This window comes from Pseudomonas sp. GW822-FHT04H02 (genome assembly GCF_058800645.1).
The window spans coordinates 191882-214602 of record NZ_JBXAMM010000004.1 but is presented as its reverse complement, the minus strand read 5'-3'; the positions used below and the strand labels follow the sequence as shown (position 1 = coordinate 214602).

Sequence of the window (22721 nt, the reverse complement as noted above, 5' to 3'; positions counted from 1 at the left end):
TTCACAGGACACCTCGACGGTTGCGCATGACGATGGCCATGAAGAAGGGAATGCCCACCAGGGCGGTGACGATACCCACCGGAATCAGCACCCCGGGGATCAGCGCCTTGCTGGCGATGGAGGCCATGGACAGGATCAGCCCGCCGCTGAGCACGCTGGCCGGCAGGAACAGCCGATGGTCTTCGCCCACCAGCAGGCGGGCGATGTGCGGGGCGATCAGGCCGATAAAGCCGATGGTGCCGACAAAGGACACCGCCAGGGCCGACAGCAGGCTGATGCGCAGCAGCGACAGCAGGCGCAGGCGGCCAACGTCGATGCCGAAGCTGCGGGCCCGTTCCTCGCCCAGGGTCAGGGCGGTCAGGGCCCAGCTCTGGCGCAGGGAGAAGGGCAGGCACAGCAACAGCGCCAGGGCCAGTACCGCGAGCTTTTCCCACGAGGCCCGGGCCAGGCTGCCCAGGGTCCAGAACACCAGTTGCTGCAGGCTGTCCTGGGTGGCGACGAATTGCAGCAGCGCCACCAGGGCGTTGAAGGCGAAGACCAGGGCGATGCCGAACAGCACCAGGCTTTCCACGCCGAAGCCGCGCCAGCGTGCCAGCAGGTACAGCAGGGCCACCGAGGCCAGGGCGAAGAGGAAGGCGTTGGCCGAGATCAGGTACTGCGCCGGCACCCCGGGAAGGCCCAGGCCGAGGACGATGGCCAGGGCTGCACCGAACGCCGCGGCGGCGGATACACCGAGGGTGAAGGGGCTGGCCAGGGGGTTGTCGAGCACGGTCTGCATCTCCGCCCCGGCCAGGGCCAGGGCGGCCCCCACCAGCACCGCCATCAGGGCGTAGGGCAGGCGCACGTTCCACACGATCACCGCTTCCACCCGGGGCATCGAGCCCGGGTCCCAGAGCACCTGCAGCAGGCGCGAGAGGCTCATCCCGGAAGGCCCGGTGGTGATGTCCAGGGCCAGGGACAGCAGCAGGGCCAGGGCCAGCCCGCCCAACAGCAGCACTCGGCGCCCGTGGCGTCGCTGGTAATGGCCGGCGGCAAGGTTGTCCGCCACGTCGGTGGCAGCCTGGGTCATGGTTTCAGGCTCGTGGCGAACACGCCGCTGGCGGGAATCGGCATGAAGCGCTGGTACAGCTCGCGGCGGGTCTGGTCCGGGTCCAGGTCCTTGAACAGCTCCGGGTGCAGCCACTTGGCCAGGGCCTGGACCGCGATCAGGTGTTCCGGCGAGTCATAGAAGATGTGCCACAAGCCGTGCACATTGCCTTCGCGCACCGCCCGCAGTTCATTCAGCGGCGGGCGGTTGGCGGCCTGGCGCAGGCTGTCCCGGGCCTGTTGCAAGGTGGCGGAATAACCCAGGGTCACGCCGCCCTGGCCGGCGGCAAAGACCCCGGTGGCCACGTAAACGTCCGGGTTGCTGGAGAGGATGTACTCCACGTTCAGGGTGCCGATGGGCCCGGGTATGCGCCCGTCGGCGATGTTGCGCCCGCCCGCCAGCTTGATCATCTCGCCGAAGTTGCCGGTGCCCGGCGAGCCGCAGCAGTCCTGCAGCCCGGCGAGCATGTCGATGAAGATCTTCGGCTGCTTGACGGTACCGGCCTTGGCCAGGGTCTGGGTGACCTTGGCCAGGGACTGCTGATAGAAGGCAATGAATTCCTCGGCCCGCTGCTCACGGCCCAGGGCCTGGCCCAGCAGGCGCATGCTGGGCACGGTGTTGCTCAGGGGATGGTCGCTGAAGTCGACGAAGATCACCGCCACCCCGGCGGCCTCCAGCTGTTTCACCGCCTCGCTGTCGGGGCTCGGCCCATGGCCGCCGCTCAGGGCCATGATCGCCAGGTCCGGGTGCACCGCCAGGGCCTTTTCGACGCTGAAGGTCTCGGCCGAGGTGCCGCCCACCAGCGGCACCTTGTCGGCCTGGGGGAAGACCTTGTGATAGGCCTCGTAGCCCTGCACGTCGAGGCCGCGAAAGTCCCCTTGCCAACCGGCGAGACGGGCGAACGGGTTCTGGCCTTCGAGCAGCGACAGGGAATAGATCATCCGGCCTTCACCCAGGAGGATGTGCTCGACCTTCTCCGGCACCTGGACCTGGCGTCCGGCCAGATCGGTGAGGGTCGCGGCGCTGGCCGTGGCGGCCCATAGCAGGCCCAGGGGCAGCAGGCCGAGCAAGAGCCCGCGCTGGGCCCGGCGCAAGAAATCACGGTGTGTCATGGCTAGTTTCCTTGAACGATTGGACGGCCCGGCGGGCAGCGCGCTTGCGCCACCACAGCAGCAGGCCGGTGAGGTACAGAAGGGGTAACGAAATGCCGCAGAGAAAAGCCAGCCAGGCGCCGGGGGTGCCCAGCAGCAAGTGGCCATGGGCCGCGGAAAACAGCGGCTTGATCGCCATCGGCTGGGCGCCGGGCCAGGTGAAGAGGTCGGGGCGTGCCAGCCAGGCACCGCTGCCGGCAATCAGCAGCAGCGGCAGGCACAGCCAGGCCGCCGCCACGTTGTGCCATTCCCGCAGGCGTCGGTTGCCCCGGCTGCCGGGACGCAGGCTGGCGGCCTTCCACCAGCTGCGCCGGCCCGGCCACCACAGGTACAGGCCACTGCCCAGGGAGCCCAGCAGCGCCAGGCCACAGAGCAGCACCAGGTTCGAACCCCAGGCTGGCGGCAGCAGCAGGCTGCGGTGCAGCGCCACCAGCTTGGCCAGCCACAGGTCCTCGAAGACGAAGAAGCCCCGGGGTTCGCCGCTATAAGGATCGATCATGGCGATGCCGGTGCCGGGACGCTCCTTGAGGGCACCGAAGACGATCACATTGTCCGATTCGAGAAAGCCCTGGCGCGGTGGGGCTGCGCCGAAGACCTTGTGCAATTGCGGGTAGGCGTCGGAGGCGGCCCTGATCCAGGCGTCCTGTTGCAGCAGCGTGCCATGCTCGCCAGGGGCCAATTGCAGCATCTGCGCACCGACCTCCCAGCGCAGGATCGGCCCCTTGAGCTCCAGCAGCGAACCACTGAGGCCCAGCAGCGCGAGGAACAGCCCCAGGCACAGGGCCAGCCAGCGGTGCAGCCTGAGCCAGATATCACGCATGGACAGCATCGGCGGCTTACCAGCGATAGCGCAGGCTGGCGATGACACTGCGGTCATAACCGGCGCTGCAATTGGTCAGCGAGCAGCCTTCGTAATAGTGCTTGTCGGTGAGGTTGGTGGCATTCACCGCCAGGCGCAGGCCCTTGGCCGCCGGGATCAGCTTGTCGAAGTCGTAGTGCACCGCCGCGTCCAGCAAGGTGTAGGAGGGCACGCGCTGGGTGTTGGCGGCATCGGCCTCGGTGGAGCCGATGTAACGCACCCCGGCGCCAAAGCCCAGGCCGCTCAGGGGGCCTTCGGGCAAGGTGTAGTCGGCCCACAGCGAGGCCATTTTTTCCGGGGTGTCGGTGGGGCGTTTGCCCTTCTCCAGCGGGTTGTTGCTCTTGCTCACCTCGGCGTCGTTGTAGGTCAGCGCCGCCAGCAGGTCCAGGCCCCGGGCCAGGCTGGCCTTGCCTTCGAGCTCGATGCCGCGCACGTTCACTTCGCCGGTCTGCAGGGTATTCAACGGGTTGGCGGGATCGGCGGTCTTGACGTTTTCCTGGGTCAGGTCGAACAGCGACAGGGTGATGTAGCTGTCGATGCCCGGCGGCTGGTACTTGACCCCCACTTCCGATTGCTTGGCGCTGGTGGGCTTGTACGGCGTGCCGTAGAAGTTGGTGCCCAGCACCGGGTCGAAGGACGTGGAATAGCTGATGTAGGGTGCCAGGCCGTTGTCCGCCAGGTACACCAGCCCGGTGCGGTAGGTGAACTTTTCGTCGTCCTGCTTGCTGCCGCTGTCGTTCATGCGGTTATCGGTTCGGGCGCTGGAGCGGTCCTGGCGTCCGCCGACGGTGAGCACCCAATGCTCATCGAAGGTGAACTGCTGCTGGGCGTAGACCCCGACCTGATCGGCGCGCTGCACGGTGTTGGTGAAGGGGGTGCTGGGGTCGAACACGCCGCCGTGCACCGGGTTATAGATGTCGATGGGCGAAGCCGAGCCGCCGCGCAGGTAGTAGTCCTCGCGGGTGCGCCGGTAGTCCACCCCCAAAAGCGACACCATTTGCGTGCTGCCCAGGTTCCAGCGGGCCTGGGCATTGTTGTCCAGGGAGTAGGTGTCGCCGACGATGCGAAAGCGATAGGCAGCGCGGTTCAGGGTGCGCAGGTCCGGAGCCAGGGACATGCCGCTGGCGGTGTTGGTCAGCAGGTTGACGTGGCCGTAGCGGGCGCTGGAATTGAGGCTCCAGACGTCATTCAGGCGGTGCTCCAGCAGGTAGCCCAGGGAGTACTGGGTGCGGTCGTTGTCCAGCCCCGGTTCATCGAGGAAGACGTTGTGCCTGACCTTGCCATTGGGGTTGCCAAGCAGGGTGCCCTGGGCCGGCAGGAACACCCGCGGCGCGCCGAACGTGTCCTGGGTGTAGTCGGCCAGGAGGGTCAGGCTGGTGTCGTCGTTGGGCTTCCAGGTGAAGGAGGGCGCGAAGTACTGTTTGTCGTCCTTGATGTGATCGAACTGGGTGCCGCTGTCGCGCTCCAGGCCCACCAGGCGATAGAGGAACTGCCCTTCATCATCCAGCGGCCCGCTGAAGTCGAACTGGCCCTGGGCTCGGTCGAAGCTGCCCCCCTGGATCTGCACTTCATGGAAGGGCTTGTCCAGCGGGCGCTTGCTGATCTGGTTGACCACGCCCCCCGGCGAGTTCTGCCCGAACAGCACCGAGGCCGGGCCCTTGAGCACATCGATGCGCTCCAGGCCATAGGCTTCGACCTTGGGCCAGGCCTGGGCGGTATTGCCCTTGAGGCCATCGCGGAGCATGCCGGTGGTGACGTCGAAACCGCGGATCGAGAGGGTGTCGAAGCGCTGGCTGGCGGCGGTGGTATTGGCCTGGACCCCGGCGGTGTAGCGCAGCGCCTCGTTCACCGACTGCACCTGCTGGGCATCCATCTGGTCGCGGGTGATCACGGAAATCGACTGGGGAATTTCGCTCAGGCTGGCATCGGTCTTGGTTCCGCTGAGGCTGCGCTTGGCCACGTAACCGGCCTGCGGCCCGGTGGCGGAGTCGGGCTGGGTGGCGCTGATCACGCTGGTGTCCAGGGTCAGGGCGTGGTCCTGGTCGGTATCGCCATCGGCGGCCAGCGCGGCGCCGGCCTGGGTCAGCGAGAGGCCCAGGGCCAGGCCGTGGATCAGGCACGCCAGCGGGTTGCGGCCCAGAGCCGGACGCGAGACCACACAATTGACGGGACAACCTGAGGTGTTTCGGTGCGCAAAGCGGCTACCCATGCTTCACTCCGTGATGGGGATTAAATGAGAATGCAAACGTATCTCATTTGTGAGCTTGGGTTGCGGGCTAAAACTTTGGCTTGAGCGACCATTTCTTTCGTTTGCGGTACGGCGCGGGGAGGGCGCCCGGATCACCAGGCGCAGCTTTGGATGGAGCAGGCTCGAGCAGGAGCGGGCTCAACGCAAGGACTTGGGCGACACCCCGAAGCGCTTGCGAAAGGCCGTGGAGAAATGCGCCGGGCTGTAGCCGACCCGATAAGCCGCGCTGGAGACATTGGTCTCGCCACTGGCGAGCAAGCGATAGGCTTCTCCCAGGCGCTGCTCCTGCAGGTAGGCATAGACGCTGGTGCCAAACACCTGACGGAAACCGGCGGTGAGCTTGCGCGGGTTCAGGCCCACCTGGCGCGACAGCTCCGACAGCGAAGGCGAATCCTGCAATGAGTTGAGCAGCAGGTCACGGGCGGCATGGATGCGCTCGATGTCCGCCGAGCTGCATGGGCTGTCCTGCAGTGGCCTGGATTCGGCCTGGGCGAGAATCCCCTCGACCCCCAGGGCGGTGAGTTCCAGGGCCTTGCCACCCAGGTAGAAGGAGCGGGTCGGGCCCTGCAGCGGGCAGGTGAAGATCTGTTGCGCCAGGGCCAGCAGCGGTTTGCTCGCCGGCTGGCAGAACAGCATCGGGCCGCCGCCGCGCTGATCGAGCAGGCGCTCGGGTTCCAGGCCGACATTGCGGATCGAGGGGAAGTCCAGCTGCACTGTGGTGTAGCGCACCGGCACGCCGCTGGCGAACAGGTGGTCGCCGCAGTGCTCGCCCTGGTTGGCCACGGCGCACAGGGTCGGCCCGCGGATCTCCACTTCGGGCTGGCCTTCGACCCGGCAATTGAGCTGGCCGCTGAGCACCAGGATGATTTTCAGGCCTTCCCAGAGCGGCTCCTGCATCCACATCTGGCTGTCCATCAGCACGGTCCCGGTGGAGAGGGTGACCTCCGGGACTACAGCGGCCGACCCGGTGTGCTGCGGGTTGGGAAAGTGCAGGGTGGAATCCCTTTTGACAGGCTGCGGCGCAGCGTTGGGGCTGAGCATGGCGAACTCCCTGTGGACCTGAAAAGAGGCCATACGCTAGCAGGAAATTGCCTTTCTGTAATTAAGAATGATTATCCTTTAGCCTTCGAGCACCGTCCTGCCGGGCTCTTTCCGGGGCGCGCCGCGCAATCAAAAGAAAAAGCCGCGCAAACGAATGTCCTGCCGATTGCCGGGTCCGGCAAATTGCCTATTAATAATCACTCTCATTTCCAGGCACGGCAGCCTCCCATGGACGACCCCTTGCTCGACAGCGCCGCAGGACCGCCGGCGACTCTTCATTCCCGCCAACCCTGACGGCGGATTCCCAGCTCATTCCAGGGGCCTGATCTCTCAGGTCCAGGGCCGCTTTTTGCGTAAAAAACAGCAGGAGACAGCATGTCCACTTTCGATGACCTCAAGGATTGCCCCTCTTGGCCCGAAGACTTCGCCCAGCGCTACCGCCAGGCCGGCTACTGGCGCGACGAAACCTTTGGCGACCTGCTGCGCAGCGCCGCCCAGGCCTTTGCCGAGCGTGAAGCACTGACCGAGGGCGAGCAGCACCTGAGCTACCGGCAACTGGACCTGCGGGTCGACCAACTGGCCGCCGGCCTGTACCGGCTGGGGCTGCGGGCCGGCGACAACGTGGTGCTGCAACTGCCCAACAGTGCGGCCTTCGTCGAAGTCTGCTTTGCCCTATACCGCCTCGGGGTGCGGCCGATCTTCGCGCTGCCGGCCCACCGGCACCTGGAAATCGGCCGCTTCTGCGAGTTCGCCCAGGCCCGGGCCTACTTCTGCGCCGACCGGGACGCCAGCTTCGACTATCGGGCCATGGCCCGCGACCTCAAGGACCGCAACCCGCAGCTGGAGTGGGTGGTGGTCGCCGGCGAAGCCGAGGAATTCACTGCCTTGCACAGCCTGTATGAGCCGGCGCCTGCGCGTACCTTCCAGTCCCCCAGCGCCGACGCGGTGGCCTGTTTCCAGCTCTCCGGCGGCTCCACCGGGGTGCCCAAGCTGATCCCGCGCCGGCACCACGAATACCTCTACAACCTGCGGGCCAGCGCCGAGCGCTGCGGCCTGTCCGAGGCCAGCGTGTACCTGGTGGCGCTGCCCATGGCGCACAACTTTCCCATGTGCTGCCCAGGGTTCATCGGCACCTTTTCGGTGGGCGGGCGGGTGGTGCTGAGCCCCTCGCCGAGCCCGGAAGTCTGCTTCGAACTGATCGAGCGCCAGGGGGTGACCCACACCGCGCTGGTGCCGCCCCTGGCCCTGGTCTGGCTGGAAGCGGCCCAGGCCCGTGGGCGTGGCCTGGCGCCGTTGCAACTGCTGCAAGTGGGCGGCGCCAAACTCAGTTACGAGGCCGCAAGGCGCATCGAACCGGTGCTCGGCTGCCGCCTGCAGCAGGTGTTCGGCATGGCCGAGGGGCTGATCTGCTACACCGACCCCGAGGACCCGCCACAGCGGGTGCTGCACACCCAGGGCCGGCCGCTGTCGCCGGCGGACGAAATTCGTGTGGTGGACGAGCACGACCAGCCGGTGCCGGTGGGGCAGGTGGGGCAGTTGCTGACCCGCGGCCCCTACACCATCCGCGGTTACTACCGTTACCCCGAGCACAACGCCCAGGCCTTCACGGCCGATGGTTTCTACCGCACCGGCGACCGGGTCATGCTCACCGCCGACGGCTACCTGATGGTGGAAGGGCGCGACAAGGACCTGATCAACCGCGGGGGCGAAAAGATCGCTGCCGAAGAAGTGGAAAACCTGCTGCTCAGCCACCCGGCGGTGGCCGACATCGCCCTGGTGGCGATGCCTGATGCCTTCCTGGGCGAACGCACCTGCGCCTTCGTCATCCCCCGCGGCACCGCGCCCCGGGCCCCGGAACTGCTGCGTCACCTAAGGGCCCAGGGCCTGGCGGCGTTCAAGCTGCCGGACCGCTTCGAGTTCATCCCGGCCTTCCCCCAGACCGGGGTCGGCAAGGTCAGCCGCAAGCACCTGCGCGAGGCGATCCAGGCCCTGTACTTCGGCGCCCAGGCCGAACCCCTGGAGGGAAGTGGCGCCCGTGGCTGAACGACAAGGACTTTGCGACCTGTTGCACCCGGTGCGCGGGCGCCTGCTGGCGGCCATGCTGCTGCAGGCCCTGGCGGCGCTGGTGGGGCTGTTGCCGTTCATTGCCGTGGCCGAACTGGCGCCGCTGCTGCTGGCCGGCGAGCTGGATGCGCAGCGTGCGCAGTTCTGGCTGCTGGCCGGCGCCGCCGCTTTGCTCCTGCGCCTGCTGGGGCTGGCGGCGGCATTGCAGATCACCCACCTGGCCGACAGCGACCTGCAACGCCAACTGCGCCAGCGCATCGCCGCGCACCTGGCACGGGTGCCCCTGGCCTGGTTCGGCCAGCAGCGGGAGACCGCCGAACGGGCCTTGCTGGATGATGTCGGCGCCCTGCACCAGTTGGTGGCGCACCTGCCCAACAACCTGGTGGCGGCGCTGGTGGTGCCCCTGGCTAGCCTGGTCTACCTGCTCACGGTGAGCCTGCCCATGACCCTGGTGGTGCTGCTGCCGCCATTGCTGGCGCTGTGGCGCTTGCGGGTCATGCGCACCCCGGCCTATCAGGCCGAGCGCCAGCGCCTGGGGGCGGCCCTGGGCGACCTGTCCACCGCGACCCTGAACTTTGTGCAGAGCATCGCCATGGTCAAGTCCTTCGGCCGTGCCGAGCGGGTGCAGGCGGATTTCGTCAACGCGGTGCAGGGTTTCGGGCGTTTTTTCTCCCAGTGGGTGGAGCGCTGGGCGGGCCTGGGGGCGAGTGTCGAGGTGCTGCTGTCGCCCTTGCTGGTGCTGGCCCTGGTGCTGGTGGCCGGGGTGGCGCTGACGGCGGCCGGCTGGCTGCACCCGGTGCAACTGTTGCCGTTCGCCCTGCTTGGCCCGGCCCTGGCGGCGCCGGTGGCGGCATTGGGGCATGGCGCCGATTCCCTGGTCCAGGGCCGGGCGGCGGCGCAGCGCATCAGCACCGTGCTGAGTACCCCGGTGCAGGCGCAGCCGGCATTTTCCCGGGAGCCCGAGGGGCATCAGGTGATCTTTGATGAAGTGGCTTTCAGCTACCCCGACGGCACCCAGGTGCTGCACGGCATCGACCTGTGCCTGCAACCGGGCACCCTGACCGCCCTGGTGGGGGATTCGGGCGCTGGCAAGTCGACCCTGGCCACCTTGCTGGCGCGCTTTGCCGACGTCAGCGGCGGGGCCATCCGCATCGGCGGCGTCGACCTGCGGGACATGGACAGCGCGACCCTCTATCGCCAGGTGGCCTTTGTCTTCCAGGACGTGCGCCTGCTGCGCAGCAGCGTTCTGGACAACCTGCGCCTGGGGCGTCCCGAGGCCACGCTGGCCGAGGTCGAAGAGGCGGCCCGGGCGGCGCAGATCCACAGTCGTATCACCGCCTTGCCCCAGGGTTATCACACCCAGCTGGGCAGTGGCGTGCAGCTCTCCGGTGGTGAAGTGCAGCGCCTGGGCATTGCCCGGGCGATGCTCAGCCAGGCACCGATCCTGGTGCTGGACGAAGCCACCGCCGCCAGCGACCCGGAGTCCGAAGCGGCGATCCAGCAGGCGTTGTCGCGGCTGGCGGCGGGGCGCACGGTGCTGGTGATCGCCCATCGCCTGAGCAGTATCCAGGATGCCGACCAGATTGCCGTGCTGCAGGCCGGGCAACTGGTGGAATGCGGCCGGCACCAGGCCCTGCTGGAGCAGCAGGGGGTGTATGCCGGGCTGTGGGCGACGCAGCAGTTCTGCGCCGTGGAAACGGCGGGGGAGCAGGCATGATTGGCGCACTGTTACGCAGTTTGCAGCCGGCCGAAGCCAGCCTGCTGCGCCGGGCCTTGCTGGCCATGGCCGCCAGTGCCCTGGCCCAGGGCGCGGCGCTGGCCCTGTTACCCATGGCCTTTGCCAGCCTGTTCGATGCCGCTGCCGGGCAGGCGCCGTGGCGATGGGCCGGGGCCTTTGCCGGTTTCGCGCTGCTGTGCCTGGGGTTGCGCCGGCATGCGCAGCTGGCGGGTTACCGCGCGGGCGCCGCGGCGGCCCAGTCGTTGAACCTGCGCATCGGCGAACAACTGGTGCGCCTGCCCCTGGAGTGGTTCGTCGAGCGCCGCAGCGCCGAGCTCAATCGGCTGGTGACCCACACCGTACTGCAGATCATGAGCACCCCGGCGCACCTGTTGCAGCCCATGGCCAACGCCTTGCTGACGCCCCTGGCGCTGCTTGTGGCGCTGTTCTTCTATGACCGCACCATGGCCCTGGCGGCCTTGGCCAGCGTGCCCCTGCTGCTGGTGTTCTACCACTGGGGCGTACGCTGGGGCGGCCAGGCCGAAAGCCGCAGTGAGGCGGCGGCCAACGAGGCGGCGGCGCGGGTCCTGGAGTTCCTGCGCCAGCAGCCGCTGCTGCGTGCCAGTGGCCGCACCGGCGAAGGCTTCAGCCTGCTCAGCGAGGCCTTGCAGCAACAGCGCCGGGCCCAGCGTCGGGCCCACTGGCGGACCTTTCCGGCGGCCCTGGGGCTGGCGGTGGTACTCCAGGCCGGCTACACCGCGATGCTGCTATGCGGCCTGTATGCAGTGCTCGGTGGCAGCCTGGGAGTGGCCCAGTACCTGGCGCTGGCGGTGCTCGCCACCTGCCTGGTGGAACCCATGGGCACCCTGGTCAACCTCGGCACGACCTTGCGCCAGACCCGCCATGGCCTGAACCGTTTGCGCCACTTGTTGCGCCTGCCGGCGCTGCCGGAGCCGAGCCAGCCCGAGGAACCCCGGGGGCATCAGGTGCAGGTGCGCGACCTGGGGCTGGTGCGCCAGGAGCAGGTGATCCTGCAGGGCATCAGCTTCGAGCTGGCGCCGGCCTCGCTGAACCTGCTGGTGGGCGCCTCCGGCTCCGGCAAGTCGAGCCTGCTGCGCCTGCTGGCGCGGTTCAGCGATGTCGATAGCGGCGCCATTTTGTTGGGTGGTGTCGACCTGCGCCAACTGTCCGCCGCGCAGCGCGATCGTTCCATCGCCCTGATGTTCCAGGACTGTCCGCCGCTGGCTGCGAGCCTGCTGGATAACCTGCGCCTGGGCGGCCCCGAGGCCAGCGACAGCCAACTGATGGACGCCGCCCGCGCCACCGGCCTGGACCTTGTGGCCCAGCGCCTGCCCCAGGGCTGGCAGACCCGGGTCGGCGAGGGCGGCGTCAGCCTCTCCGGGGGCGAGCGCCAGTGCCTGGCCCTGGCCCGGGTGCTGCTCAAGGACGCCAGCCTGATCCTGCTGGACGAACCCACCGCGGCCCTCGATGCCATCAGCGAGGCCCGGGTCAACCGTTGCCTGCTGCAACTGGCGCGCAAGCACACGGTGCTGCTGGTGACTCACAAACCGACCCTGGCCCCCAGCGCCGGACAGATTCTCCTGCTGGAGCAGGGCCACCTGGCCCAGCGCGGTACCCACGCCCAACTGATGGCGGCTCCGGGCCGTTATCGCGAGCTGTTCCACGAGCGCGAGGCGATCAATCGCTGGCGCCTGCGCCAACCCCCTTCCGTACCCCAAAGGAACGTCCACCATGACCGATAACCCAGCACTGGCACGCGCTCATCCAGCGGACGCCGGCCTGAGTCATTCACCCCAAGGACTCTGCGAAGGCATTGCCCGGCTGCTCGGCTACAGCGCCGAGGATCTTGAACCCCAGGCCTCCCTGATCGAGCAGGGGCTCGACTCGGTGAGCATCATGCGCCTGCCGGCGCTGCTGGCCGCCGAAGGCGTGGCCCTGAGCTTCGCCGAACTGATCCAGCAACCGACCCTGGACGCCTGGTGGGCGCTGATCGAGGCTCGCCGTGGCCTCGCGGCGCCGCGCCTGCAGGCTGTGGCCAGCGCTCCTGCCAACAGCGATTTCGCCCTGACCCCACTGCAACAGGCCTACTGGTTCGGCCGCGATCCGGGCATGCCCCTGGGCGGCGTCGGCTGCCACCTGTACCAGGAACTGGACGGCCATGGCCTGGAGCCCCAGCGCCTGGAGCAGGCCCTGCGCCGCCTGTGCCAGCGCCATCCGATGCTGCGGGCGTGCTTTATCAGCGACACCTGCCAGCGCATCCTGCCCCAGAGCCCTTGGCCCGGGCTGACCGTCCACGACCTGCGCCAGGCTTCCTGCGTCGGGGCTGCCGAGGCCCTGGAACAGATCCGCGAAAACCTCTCGCACCGGTGCCTGGAGGTCAGCCGCGGGCAGGTATTCGATGTGCAGTTGAGCCTGCTGCCCGAAGGTCGCAGCCGCCTGCACCTGAACATCGACCTGCTGGTGGCCGACGTGCTCAGCATTGGCATCCTGCTGCGCGACCTGGCGCTGATCCAAGCCGGCCAGGAGCACAGCCTGCCGGCCCTGGACTGGAACTTCGCCGACTACCTGCGGGCCGAACAGGCGGTGCGCGCGCCACTGCTGGCGGCGGCCCGGGAGTATTGGCTGGAGCGCCTGGAAGAGCTGCCGGACGGCCCGCAACTGCCCCTGGCCCAGGAACCGCAGAACGCCGGCACTGCGCGTTTTCGCCGCCTGGCCATGCGTCTGGACCAGGGCCAGTTGCAGGCCGTGGAGCAGCGCGCCCGGCAGCACGGGCTGACCCTGGCCAGCGTGCTGGCCTGCGCCTATGCCCAGGTGCTGGGGCGCTGGAGCGCCAGCCAGCATTTCCTGCTCAACGTGCCGCTGTTCAATCGCCAGGAACTGCACCCGTGCGTGCCTCATCTGCTGGCGGACTTTTCCAACCTGGTGCTGCTGGAGGTCGACCAGCGCCAGCCCGCGCCCTTCAGCCAGCAGGCCCTGGCGTTGCAGGCTCAATTGCACCGCGACATTGCCCACAGCGCCTGGCCCGGGGTCGAGGTGCTGCGCGAGCGGGCGCGGCTGCGCCAGGGCGGTGGCCAGGGCGCGCCGGTGGTGTTCGCCTGCAACCTGGGCCCGGCCTTTGTCGACGCCACCTGCCGCGAGCAACTGGGCGAACCGGGCTGGGCGCTGTCGCAGACGCCCCAGGTCTGGCTCGACCACCAGAGCTACCCGCTGGCCGACGGCCTGCTGCTGAACTGGGACGCGGTGGACGCGCTGTTCCCCGAAGGCCTGCTGGACGAGATGTTCGACGCCTACCGCGCCTTGCTGTTGTGGCTGTGCGCCAACGACTGGCAGCAGGTGGCGCCCTTGCCGCTGCCGGCGGCGCAACAGCAGCGCCGCCAGCAGGTCAATGCCACCGCACACGCGACCCCGGCGCAGCTGTTGCACCAGGGCTTTTTCCAGCAGGCGCGCCTGAACCCCGAGGCCGTGGCGCTGATCTGCGAGCAGGGCAGCCTGAGCTACGCCGAGCTCGCCCGGCAGGCCCTGCAACTGGCCGGGGCCTTGGGCGAGTGGGGCGTGCAGCCGGGTGACGCGGTGGCGATCACCTTGCCCAAGGGCCGCGACCAGGTGGTCGCGGTGCTGGGGACCCTTGCCGCAGGGGCGGTCTATGTGCCGGTGGGCATCGAGCAGCCGCCGGCGCGCCGCGACATGATCTACCAGCGCGCCGGGGCGCGGGTGGTGATCACCGATCAGGCCCACCGCGAGGGCGGTATCTGGCTCGCCGAACTGCGGGTGGTGACCCTGGCCCAGGCGCTGGTCGCACCGGCGCTGGGGCAACCCCTGGAGATGGCGGCGGATGCCCTGGCCTACGTGATCTTCACCTCGGGCACCACCGGCGAACCCAAGGGCGTGGAACTGTCCCACCAGGCGGCGATGAACACCATCACCGCCATCAACCGGCGCTACCAGGTGAGCGCCGAGGATCGGGTGCTGGGGGTCTCGGCCCTGGATTTCGACCTGTCGGTGTACGACCTGTTCGGCCTGCTGAGTGTCGGCGGCGCCCTGGTACTGCCGGCGGACGGGCTGCGCAAGGAGCCCCGGGAATGGCTGCGGCTGATCCGCGAGCAGCAGGTGAGTGTGTGGAACTCGGTGCCGGCGCTGCTGGACATGCTGACCCTGCAAGTGCGCGACGACGGCGGCCTGGGAGCCTTGCGCCTGGCCATGGTCTCCGGTGACTGGGTCGGCCTCGACCTGCCACGGCGCCTGGAGCGGGCGGCGGGCCACCGCGTGCCGTTCGTGGCCCTGGGCGGCGCCACCGAGGCGGCGATCTGGTCCAACTACCAGGACGTGGCGCAGGTGCCCGGGCACTGGCGTTCGATCCCCTACGGGCGGCCCCTGGACAACCAGTGCTTCCGGGTGGTGGACAGCCAGGGCCGGGACTGCCCGGACTGGGTGCCCGGCGAGCTGTGGATCGGCGGTGCCGGGGTGGCCGCCGGCTATCGCGGCCTGCCGACCCTCAGCGCCCAGCGCTTTGTCGAGCACGAGGGCCGGCGCTGGTATCGCACCGGCGACCAGGGCCGCTACTGGGCCGACGCCAGCCTGGAGTTTCTCGGGCGCCTGGACCATCAGGTCAAGGTCCGCGGCTTTCGCATCGAGCTGGCAGAAATCGATGTGGCCCTGGAGCGCCACCCGGCCATCGACCGCGCGCTGAGCCTGGTGCTGCCCGGCAGCGAAGCGCAGCTGGCGGCGGTGCTGCTGGCCCGGGAGCCGCTGCCCGAACCCCAGGCCCTGCGCCAGTGGCTGGGGCAATGGCTGCCCGAACACATGCTCCCGGACCTCTGGCTGAGCCTGCCGGAACTGCCCCTGAGCACTAACGGCAAGGTCGATCGCGCAGCTTTGCTGTGGCTGCTGCAGGAGCAGCGCCGGGGCATCCAGCCGCAGAGTGCCGAGCCGCCGCAAGGGGAATGGGAAGAGGCCGTGGCCGCGCTCTGGCAGGAGCTGCTGGAGGTGCCGCAGGTGGGCCGGCACCAGGGCTTTTTTGCCCTGGGCGGCAACAGCCTGCTGGCGGCCCGGTTGATCGAACGCATCGCCCGGCAGTTCCAGCTGGAACTGTCGCTCAAGGATTTTTTCAACGCGGCCACCGTGGCCCTGCAGGGGCAGTTGCTTGCCTCGCGCCGGGAACAGCGGCCCGTCAATCAGAACGCAATGGTGGAGGGCGTGTTATGACGCTGCAGCAACTGCAACAGGATCTGCAACAACTGGGTGTGGAGCTCTGGGAAGAACAGGGTCGCTTGCGCTATCGGGCCCCGGCCGGGGTCATGGACGAGGCGCGCCTGCAACAGCTGCGCGAACACAAGGAGGCGCTGCTGCAAGAGCTGCAAGCGGCGCAGATGCCGACCCTGGAGGCCGACCATTCGGCCCGGGAAGAACCCTTCCCGCTGACCGACGTGCAGGCCGCCTACCTGCTGGGCCGCACCACGGCTTTCAGCTACGGCGGCGTGGCCTGCCACGGCTACCTGGAGTTCGCCCAGAAGGACCTGGACCCGGTGCGCCTGGAGCAGGCCTGGAACCAGTTGATCGCGCGTCACGAGATGCTGCGGGCCGTGGTCCTGGAGGAGGGCTACCAGCGCATCCTGCCCCAGGTGCCGCATTACTCCATCGCCCGCCACGACCTGAGCCGGGACGACGGCAGCGCCTTGCAGGCCTTGCGCGAGCGCATGGAATTGCGCCGTGCACCGCCCCAGCAATGGCCGCTGATCGAGCTGTGCGTGAGCCAGGGCCGCGACACCTCGCGCTTGCACCTGTCAGTGGACCTCTTGGTGTGCGACTACCAGAGCGTGCGCATGCTGCTGGCCGAACTGCAGCAGCTGTACCGCGGCGAGAGCCTGCCGGCGCCGACGCAGATCAGCTTTCGCGACTATGTGCTGGGTGAGCGCCGCCTGCGCGAGCAGCCGCGCTACCAGCGTGATCGCGACTACTGGTGGGCGCGGGTCGACAGCCTGCCGGGTGCGCCGGAACTGCCATTGCTGGGGCCGCCCAGCGGGCCGCGCTTCCAGCGCCGGGCCATGGGCCTGGAGGCCCGGGACTGCAATGCCTTGCGCCTGAACGCGGCGGCGGCCGGGGTCGGTGTGTCGGCGGCAATCCTCTCGGCCTATGCCGAAACCCTGGGCCGCTGGAGCCGGCGCGGGCACTTCTGCCTGAGCCTGACCCTGCTCAATCGCCTGTCTCTGCACCCCCAGGTGGATCGCCTGGTGGGGGACTTCAGCTCGGTGGAACTGCTGGAAGTGCAGACCCTGCAAGGCGGCAGCTTCGGCCAGCGCAGCCAGCAGCTGCAGGAGCGCCTGTGGCAGGACATGGACCATCGCCTGTGTTCGGGCATCGAAGTGCTGCGCGAGCTGGCGCGGCGCAAGGGCCAGGACGCGGCGCTGATGCCCTACGCCTTCACCAGCACCCTGGGGGCCGGCGGCGAGAGCGGCGGCGGGGCCTTCATGCCCGGTGCCGAGCTGGTGTTCGGCATCAGCCAGACGCCCCAGGTGCTGATCGACTGCCAGGTCAGCGAGCGTGACGACGGCTTGGCGATCAACTGGGACATCCGCGAAGGGGTGTTCAGCGAGACCCTGCTGGATGCGCTGTTCGACACCTTCGAACGCCTGCTCAAGCGCCTGGCCCGGGAGCCCTCGGCCTGGACCCTGGATGACTGCCTGGAGTTGCCGGCGGCCCAGCGCCTGCAGCGCGAGCTGGTGAACCAGACTGCCGCGCCTTTGCCCTCCGGCCTGCTGCATGAGCCGTTCTGGCGCCAGGCCGCGGCTGCTCCCGAGCGTGTGGCGCTGATCCAGGGCGCCGCGCAACTGAGCTACGGCGAACTGGCCGGGCGCGCCGAAGCCGTGGCCGAAGCCTTGCTCGACGCCGGCTGCCAGCCTGGAGAGCGGGTCGCGGTGTGCATGGACAAGGGCCTGGAACAGGTGATCGCGGTGCTCGGCATCCTGCGGGCCGGGGCCGCCTACCTGCCCCTGGACACCAACCAGCCCGAGGCCCGGCGCCAGTTGATCCTGGACAACGCCGAGGTCGCCCGGGTGCTCAGCCAGTCCTGGCTGAGCGACAGCCTGTGCTGGCCGGCGCGGGTGACCCAGGTGATCGCGGTGGACCAGGGCCCGCGGGCGGCACAACGGGCGTTGCCGAGCCTGGACATCGACCCGCAGCAACTGGCCTACGTGATCTACACCTCGGGCTCCACCGGGGTGCCCAAGGGCGTGATGATCAACCATCAGGCGGCCCTCAATACCATCGTCGACATCAACCAGCGCTTTGCCATCGAGGCCCAAGACCGGGTACTGGCCCTGGCCAGCCTGGGCTTCGATCTGTCGGTGTACGACATCTTCGGCCTGCTGGCCGTGGGCGGCGCCCTGGTGCTGCCGGACCCGCAACGCCGCGCCGACCCTTCGCACTGGGCCGAGTGCGTCCGGGAACACGGGGTGACCCTGTGGAACTCGGTGCCGGCGCAATTGCAGATGCTCACCCACTACCTGCAGGCCGTGCCATCCATGGCCCCCGGTTCCCTGCGCCTGGCGCTGCTGTCTGGAGACTGGATCCCCCTGAACCTGCCGGCGGAGGCCGCCCAGCTATTGCCCGGGCTGCGGCTGATCAGCCTCGGCGGCGCCACCGAAGCGGCGATCTGGTCGATCTACTATCCGATTACCCAGGTCAACCCCCAGTGGCGCAGCATTCCCTACGGCATGCCCCTGGCCAATCAGCGCTTCATGGTGCTCGACGAGCAGGGCCGGGATCGCCCGCAAGGGGTGGCCGGCGAGCTGTACATCGCCGGTAGCGGTCTGGCCCTGGGTTACCTGGGGGATGCCGAGAAAACCGCCGAGCGCTTTGTCGACCATCCGCGCAGCGGCGAGCGCCTGTACCGCACCGGCGACCTGGGGCGCTACCTGGACGACGGCCTGATCGAGTTCCTCGGCCGCGAAGATTTCCAGGTCAAGGTCCGTGGCCACCGCATTGAACTGGCGGAGGTGGAAAGCGCGCTGCTCAGCCATCCCCATGTGGAGTCCGCGGTGGTGGTGGCAGCGGGCGAGGGTGCCTTCGAGCGGCACTTGCAAGCCTGCCTGCGGGCCAGCCTGCGGGACACGCCGATCGCCTGGCCGGCGCAGTTGCAGGCGCGCACCCAGGCGGCGGCCGAAGCCGTGCGCGGCGGCTTGAGCGATGCCCTGGTGAGCGAGATGTCGGCCTGTGTCGAGCGCGCCGCACTGCTGTCCATGGGCCTGGCCCTGCAACGCCCCGGCTTGTTCGAGAGCGCCGGGCAGAGCCATGCCCTGGACGAGATTGTCGAGGCTTGTGAGGTGGCGCCGCGCAACCAGCGCTTGATCCGCCGTTGGCTGCAAGCCCTGGCCCGGGAAGGCCTGGTGCACCGGGACCTGCACACCGGGCGTTATTCGGGCCTGCAGGTGTCGGCCGAGGAATACCGCCAGCAATGGCAGCGCATCGATGCCCTGGAACCGTCCGTGGGCTGGGGCGCCGAAGTGCTGCGCTACCTGCGCGAAAGCCAGGAGCAACTGCCGGCGCTGATGAGCGACCAACTGGACCCGCTGCACCTGCTGTTTCCCCAGGGCCGCACCGACACCGCCGAAGGCGCCTACCGCAAGAACCTGATCAGCCAGTACCTGAACCAGGCGGTGTGCGCCGCGGTGCAGGAGATCATCCGCCAGCGTCCGGCCGGCCAGCGCCTGCGCCTGCTGGAAATCGGCGCCGGGGTCGGCGGTACCAGCGCCGACCTGATCCCGGCCCTGGACGGGCTGGCGGTGGACTACCAGTTCACCGACCTGTCGCAGTTCTTCCTCAACGAGGCCCGGGAACATTTCGCCGCTTACCCCTGGGTCAGCTACGGGCTGTTCGACCTCAACCAGGACCATTGGGCCCAGGGCGTGGCCGCCAACTCCCTGGACGTGATCCTCTGCGCCAACGTGCTGCACAACTCGCGGCACGCCAGCCGGGTGCTGGCGCGGCTGCGGGAGATGCTGGCCCCGGGCGGCTGGCTGATTTTCATCGAGGCCACTCGCGACACTTACCAGATCATGGCGTCCATGGAGTTCAAGGAGGGCCTCACCGCCTTCGAGGATTTCCGGGCCGAACTGGACACCACCTTCATCCGCCGCGAACAGTGGCAGCAGTTGCTGCTGGAGGCCGGAGGCGAGACCCCGCTGTGCCTGCCCGGGGCCGATGACGCCATGTCGCAGATCGGCCAGCACCTGTTCATCACCCGCTTCAAGAGCGAGCGCCAGGCCCTGGAGCCCGAGCAGATGCGGGCCCATCTGGCCCGGCACCTGCCGGAGTACATGATCCCGAGCCACTGGCAGATCCTCGATGAAATGCCCCTGACCGCCAACGGCAAGGTCGACCGCCAGGCCCTGGCGCGGATCGGCGTGGCCGGCCCCGAGCAGCAGGCCAGCAGCGGCGCGGCGCCCGTGGATGAGCTGGAACGCAGCATTGCCGAAGTCTGGCAGACCCTGTTGCGGGTGCCGGCGGTGGGCCGTGACCAGGGCTTCTTCGAGCTTGGCGGCGACTCGCTGCTGGTGGCCCAGGTGGTGGGCCGCCTGCGTGAAGCCTTGCCCCAGGCCCGGCAGTTGCCCTGGAGTGACCTGCTGCGCCAGTTGATCAACCAGCCCACGGTGGCGGCCCTGGCCGATTACCTGCGAGGCCAGGGCGTGGAGGGCGATTCGCCGCTGGTGCGCATCAGCGACAAGGCCCAGGGCCCGACGCGGATCTTCGTCCACGACGGCAGCGGCACCCTGGCGCCGTACCGCGCGCTGTTTGCCGCCCTGGGGGAAGAAGCGCCCCTGGAAGGGCTGGTGCTCAACGATGTGCCGGCCTACCTGGCCCTGGAGCCGGCCACGGCGATCCGCCAGTTGGCCGAGCGTTATGCCGACACTCTGCAGGCCGAAGGCCGGCGCCAGGTGAGCATCGTCGGCTACTGCCTGGGCGGGCTGCTGGCCACCGAGCTGGCGGCGTGCCTGGCGGCGCGCTCCATCGAGGTGCTGCAACTGAGCGTGATCAGCAGCTACCGGGTGCCGTTCATGATCGAGGACGACCTCTTGGCCGAGTACGTGTTCGCCCGGGTGATGCAGGCCGATCCGCTGGCCCTGGGTTACCCCGAGGATGAACAGGCCATGGAACGCACCATCGCCCGGGTGCTGGCGCAGACTCCGGGGCGCGTGCCCCAGGGTTCGCTACTGGCCTTGAGCGAGGATGCCCAGTGCGCCCCGGCCCTGGCCTGCCTGCGGCGTCTGGCACACAAGACCCCGGAGCAGCGCCTGCAGGCCATTGCCGAGGCCATGCGCCACGCCGGCTCGCAACTGAGCGACCTGCACTGGCTGCGCGAGCAGTTGCAGGTATTGCGCCACAGCCTGGCCGCGGTAGCCCTGCACGAGGCCACGCCGTACCAGGGCGACATGCTGTTCATTCGCCAGAGCGGCGAGGTGCAGGTGCTGCCCGGCATGCACCGCGACATGAGCGCCTACTGGCAGGCCCTGTGCCTGGGTGAGCTGCGGGTAGTGGATGTGCCCGGGGATCATTTCAGTTGCATGCAGCAGCCCCAGGTGCAAGCCGTGGCCCAGGCCTTCGATGCACCCACCGAGGTGGCGGCATGAGGGCAGGGGTGATGGGGCTGGTCGGCGCTTACGGCAGCGTCGGCCGTCAGGTCGCGCAGTTGCTGGCCGGCAAGGTGGCACTGCGCCTGGGTGGACGCGATCCGCGGCAGGCCGAGCAACTGAACCAGCAGTTGGGGGCGCGCGCCGAGGTGCGCGCCCTGGACCTGTGGGAGCCACAGAGCCTGGCGGACTTCTGCGCTGGTTGTTCGCTGGTGATCAACTGCGCCGGGCCCAGCTACCGGATTCTCGATCGGGTGGCCCGGGCCGCCCTGGCCGCAGGCGCCGACTACCTGGATGTGGGGGGCGACGATCCACTCCATGAGCGGCTGGTGGGACAGCTGCCGGCGGGGCACCGGGTGCTGTTGTCGGCGGGCATGCTGCCGGGGCTCTCGGGGCTGTTTCCGCAACTGCTGGCGCAGTCCTTCCAGCGGGTCGATGCCTTGCGCTGCTATGCCGGTGGGCTGGGGCGCTTGTCCGCCACGGCTGCCGAGGATTTCCTGCTGAGCCTGGGCAACGGCTTCGGCCAGGCCCAGTGCGGCTGGTGCGAAGGGCAGGTGGTGCGCAGCACGGCAAGTGCCGAACAGGCATTGCAACGCGACTGGCTGCCACCGGCCGGGGTGCAGGCCTATCCGTACCTGAGCACCGAGCAGCAGCGCCTGTTCGGTGATGTGCCGGTGCGCCACGGTCAGGGTTTCAACCTGTTCGAGGGCGGCCAACTGGCGGCGGCCCTGCAACGTATCCAGGGCTCGGCGCCAGAGGCGCGGAGCAGCGCGCAGAACATCGCTGCGCTGGTGCAGGCCAGCGCCCTGGATGTGGCCGGGCGCCGGCCCTATCAACTGCTGGCGGTGGAAATCGACGGCCTGCGCGAGGGCCGCCAGCAGCAGGCCAGCGCCTGGCTGCGGGCCAGCGACGGCTCGCGCCTGACCGGCAGCGTCGCAGCCTTCTGTGCACTGCAGTGGGCGCATCTGCCTGAGGGGCTGCACTACGCCGCCCAGGTGCTGGACGCGACGGCCTGCCTGGAACAACTGCTGCGCTGGCTGCCGGATACCCGGGTGCACCTGCCCGACTTCGCCGCTGTGGCGCTGGCCGAGCCAGAGGAGGGCGTGCTGTGAGAAAGGTTCCCAGTGCCTGGCTGCGTCGTTATCCGCAGCCGCAACCGCCGCGCTGCCGCCTGGTGTGCCTGCCCCATGCCGGTGGCAGCGCGAGCTTTTTCAACGACTGGCGTGGCCAGTTGCCGGCGGATGTCGAGCTGGTCAGCGTGCAGTACCCGGGGCGCGAAGAGCGCCTGAGCGAAAGCTGGCCCGGCAGCCTGGAGTGGATGGCGGGCACTATCACCCGGGCCCTGTCGGACCTGGTGGACCGGCCCCTGGTGCTGTTCGGCCACAGCATGGGCGCGGCCCTGGCCTATGAGGTGGCGGCGCGCATGCAGCAGCAGGGCTCGGCGCCACAACGGTTGATCGTGTCCGCGCACCCCGCGCCCCATCGCCAGCGCAGCGGCGAACTGCACCTGGGCCCGGACGAGGACCTGCTGGCGGATGTGCGACGCCTGTCGGACGGTGCGCCGTCGCCCCTGGATGACCCGGCGCTGCGCGACCTGTACCTGCCGGCGTTGCGCAACGACTACCGGCTGATCGAGTGCTACCGCGGTGCGCTCGGCCGCGCCCTGGACCTGCCCCTGAGCGTGTGCCTGGGGGCCCGGGACACCGAGGTGGACCAGGACGAAGCCTATGCCTGGGCCGAGGTCAGCGCCCAGGTCACCGACTTCCAGGCCTTCCCCGGCGGGCACTTCTACCTGCGCGAGCAACAGGCCGAACTGCTGCGCCACCTGACCCGGCTGCTGGCCGGCCATGGCGAGCAGCCGTGGCAGTGCTGGCCTTCGACCCCATGAATTTTCCTTTGGTAGACCCCGAC

At 69.0% G+C, this 22721-nt stretch carries 12 protein-coding genes; 7 read left to right on the top strand and 5 right to left on the bottom strand.

Annotation, left to right across the window (positions count from 1 at the left end; genetic code table 11):
• Window position 1: 1 nt before the first annotated feature.
• From AC1RMG_RS18510 to AC1RMG_RS18490, 5 genes are all read right to left on the bottom strand, one after another.
• Window positions 2-1069, bottom strand: a complete 1068-nt coding sequence (locus tag AC1RMG_RS18510) for a FecCD family ABC transporter permease (RefSeq protein ID WP_011061781.1) — start codon at window positions 1067-1069, stop codon at window positions 2-4.
• Window positions 1066-2199, bottom strand: a complete 1134-nt coding sequence (locus AC1RMG_RS18505; protein ID WP_194237836.1) for an ABC transporter substrate-binding protein — start codon at window positions 2197-2199, stop codon at window positions 1066-1068. The genes AC1RMG_RS18510 and AC1RMG_RS18505 overlap by 4 nt, the downstream gene beginning before the upstream one ends.
• Complete coding sequence (locus AC1RMG_RS18500) at window positions 2186-3058, bottom strand: PepSY-associated TM helix domain-containing protein (protein WP_231114246.1); 873 nt, start codon at window positions 3056-3058, stop codon at window positions 2186-2188. The genes AC1RMG_RS18505 and AC1RMG_RS18500 overlap by 14 nt, the downstream gene beginning before the upstream one ends.
• 16 nt (window positions 3059-3074) lie before the next feature.
• Window positions 3075-5306 carry a TonB-dependent siderophore receptor gene (locus AC1RMG_RS18495; RefSeq protein ID WP_493169843.1) on the bottom strand — a complete coding sequence of 744 codons (2232 nt, stop codon included), beginning with the start codon at window positions 5304-5306 and terminating at the stop codon, window positions 3075-3077.
• Between the two features lie 177 nt (window positions 5307-5483).
• Window positions 5484-6386, bottom strand: a complete 903-nt coding sequence (locus AC1RMG_RS18490) for an AraC family transcriptional regulator (RefSeq protein WP_011061777.1) — start codon at window positions 6384-6386, stop codon at window positions 5484-5486.
• Between the two features lie 375 nt (window positions 6387-6761).
• On the opposite strand from AC1RMG_RS18490, the gene AC1RMG_RS18485 reads away from it, so the two are divergent.
• The 7 genes from AC1RMG_RS18485 to AC1RMG_RS18455 are packed head-to-tail and all read left to right on the top strand — an operon-like array spanning window position 6762 to window position 22698.
• Entirely contained in the window at window positions 6762-8429 is a 1668-nt protein-coding gene (locus AC1RMG_RS18485) for a (2,3-dihydroxybenzoyl)adenylate synthase (RefSeq protein ID WP_262212134.1), read from the top strand.
• Window positions 8422-10167 (top strand): ABC transporter ATP-binding protein, encoded by a 1746-nt coding sequence (locus tag AC1RMG_RS18480; protein ID WP_493169840.1) that lies wholly within the window; start codon window positions 8422-8424, stop codon window positions 10165-10167. The genes AC1RMG_RS18485 and AC1RMG_RS18480 overlap by 8 nt, the downstream gene beginning before the upstream one ends.
• Entirely contained in the window at window positions 10164-11930 is a 1767-nt protein-coding gene (locus AC1RMG_RS18475) for an ABC transporter ATP-binding protein (RefSeq protein WP_493169838.1), read from the top strand. Before AC1RMG_RS18480 ends, AC1RMG_RS18475 begins: the two co-directional genes overlap by 4 nt.
• On the top strand, window positions 11920-15390 hold the full coding sequence (locus AC1RMG_RS18470; protein WP_493169836.1) for a non-ribosomal peptide synthetase: 3471 nt from the start codon (window positions 11920-11922) through the stop codon (window positions 15388-15390). Before AC1RMG_RS18475 ends, AC1RMG_RS18470 begins: the two co-directional genes overlap by 11 nt.
• Window positions 15387-20810 (top strand): non-ribosomal peptide synthetase, encoded by a 5424-nt coding sequence (locus tag AC1RMG_RS18465; RefSeq protein WP_493169834.1) that lies wholly within the window; start codon window positions 15387-15389, stop codon window positions 20808-20810. The genes AC1RMG_RS18470 and AC1RMG_RS18465 overlap by 4 nt, the downstream gene beginning before the upstream one ends.
• On the top strand, window positions 20807-21922 hold the full coding sequence (locus AC1RMG_RS18460; protein ID WP_236203827.1) for a saccharopine dehydrogenase NADP-binding domain-containing protein: 1116 nt from the start codon (window positions 20807-20809) through the stop codon (window positions 21920-21922). The genes AC1RMG_RS18465 and AC1RMG_RS18460 overlap by 4 nt, the downstream gene beginning before the upstream one ends.
• The gene (locus AC1RMG_RS18455; RefSeq protein WP_493169832.1) at window positions 21919-22698 is read left to right on the top strand and encodes a thioesterase II family protein; all 780 of its coding nucleotides are present in this window, start codon (window positions 21919-21921) and stop codon (window positions 22696-22698) included. The genes AC1RMG_RS18460 and AC1RMG_RS18455 overlap by 4 nt, the downstream gene beginning before the upstream one ends.
• Window positions 22699-22721: the final 23 nt, after the last annotated feature.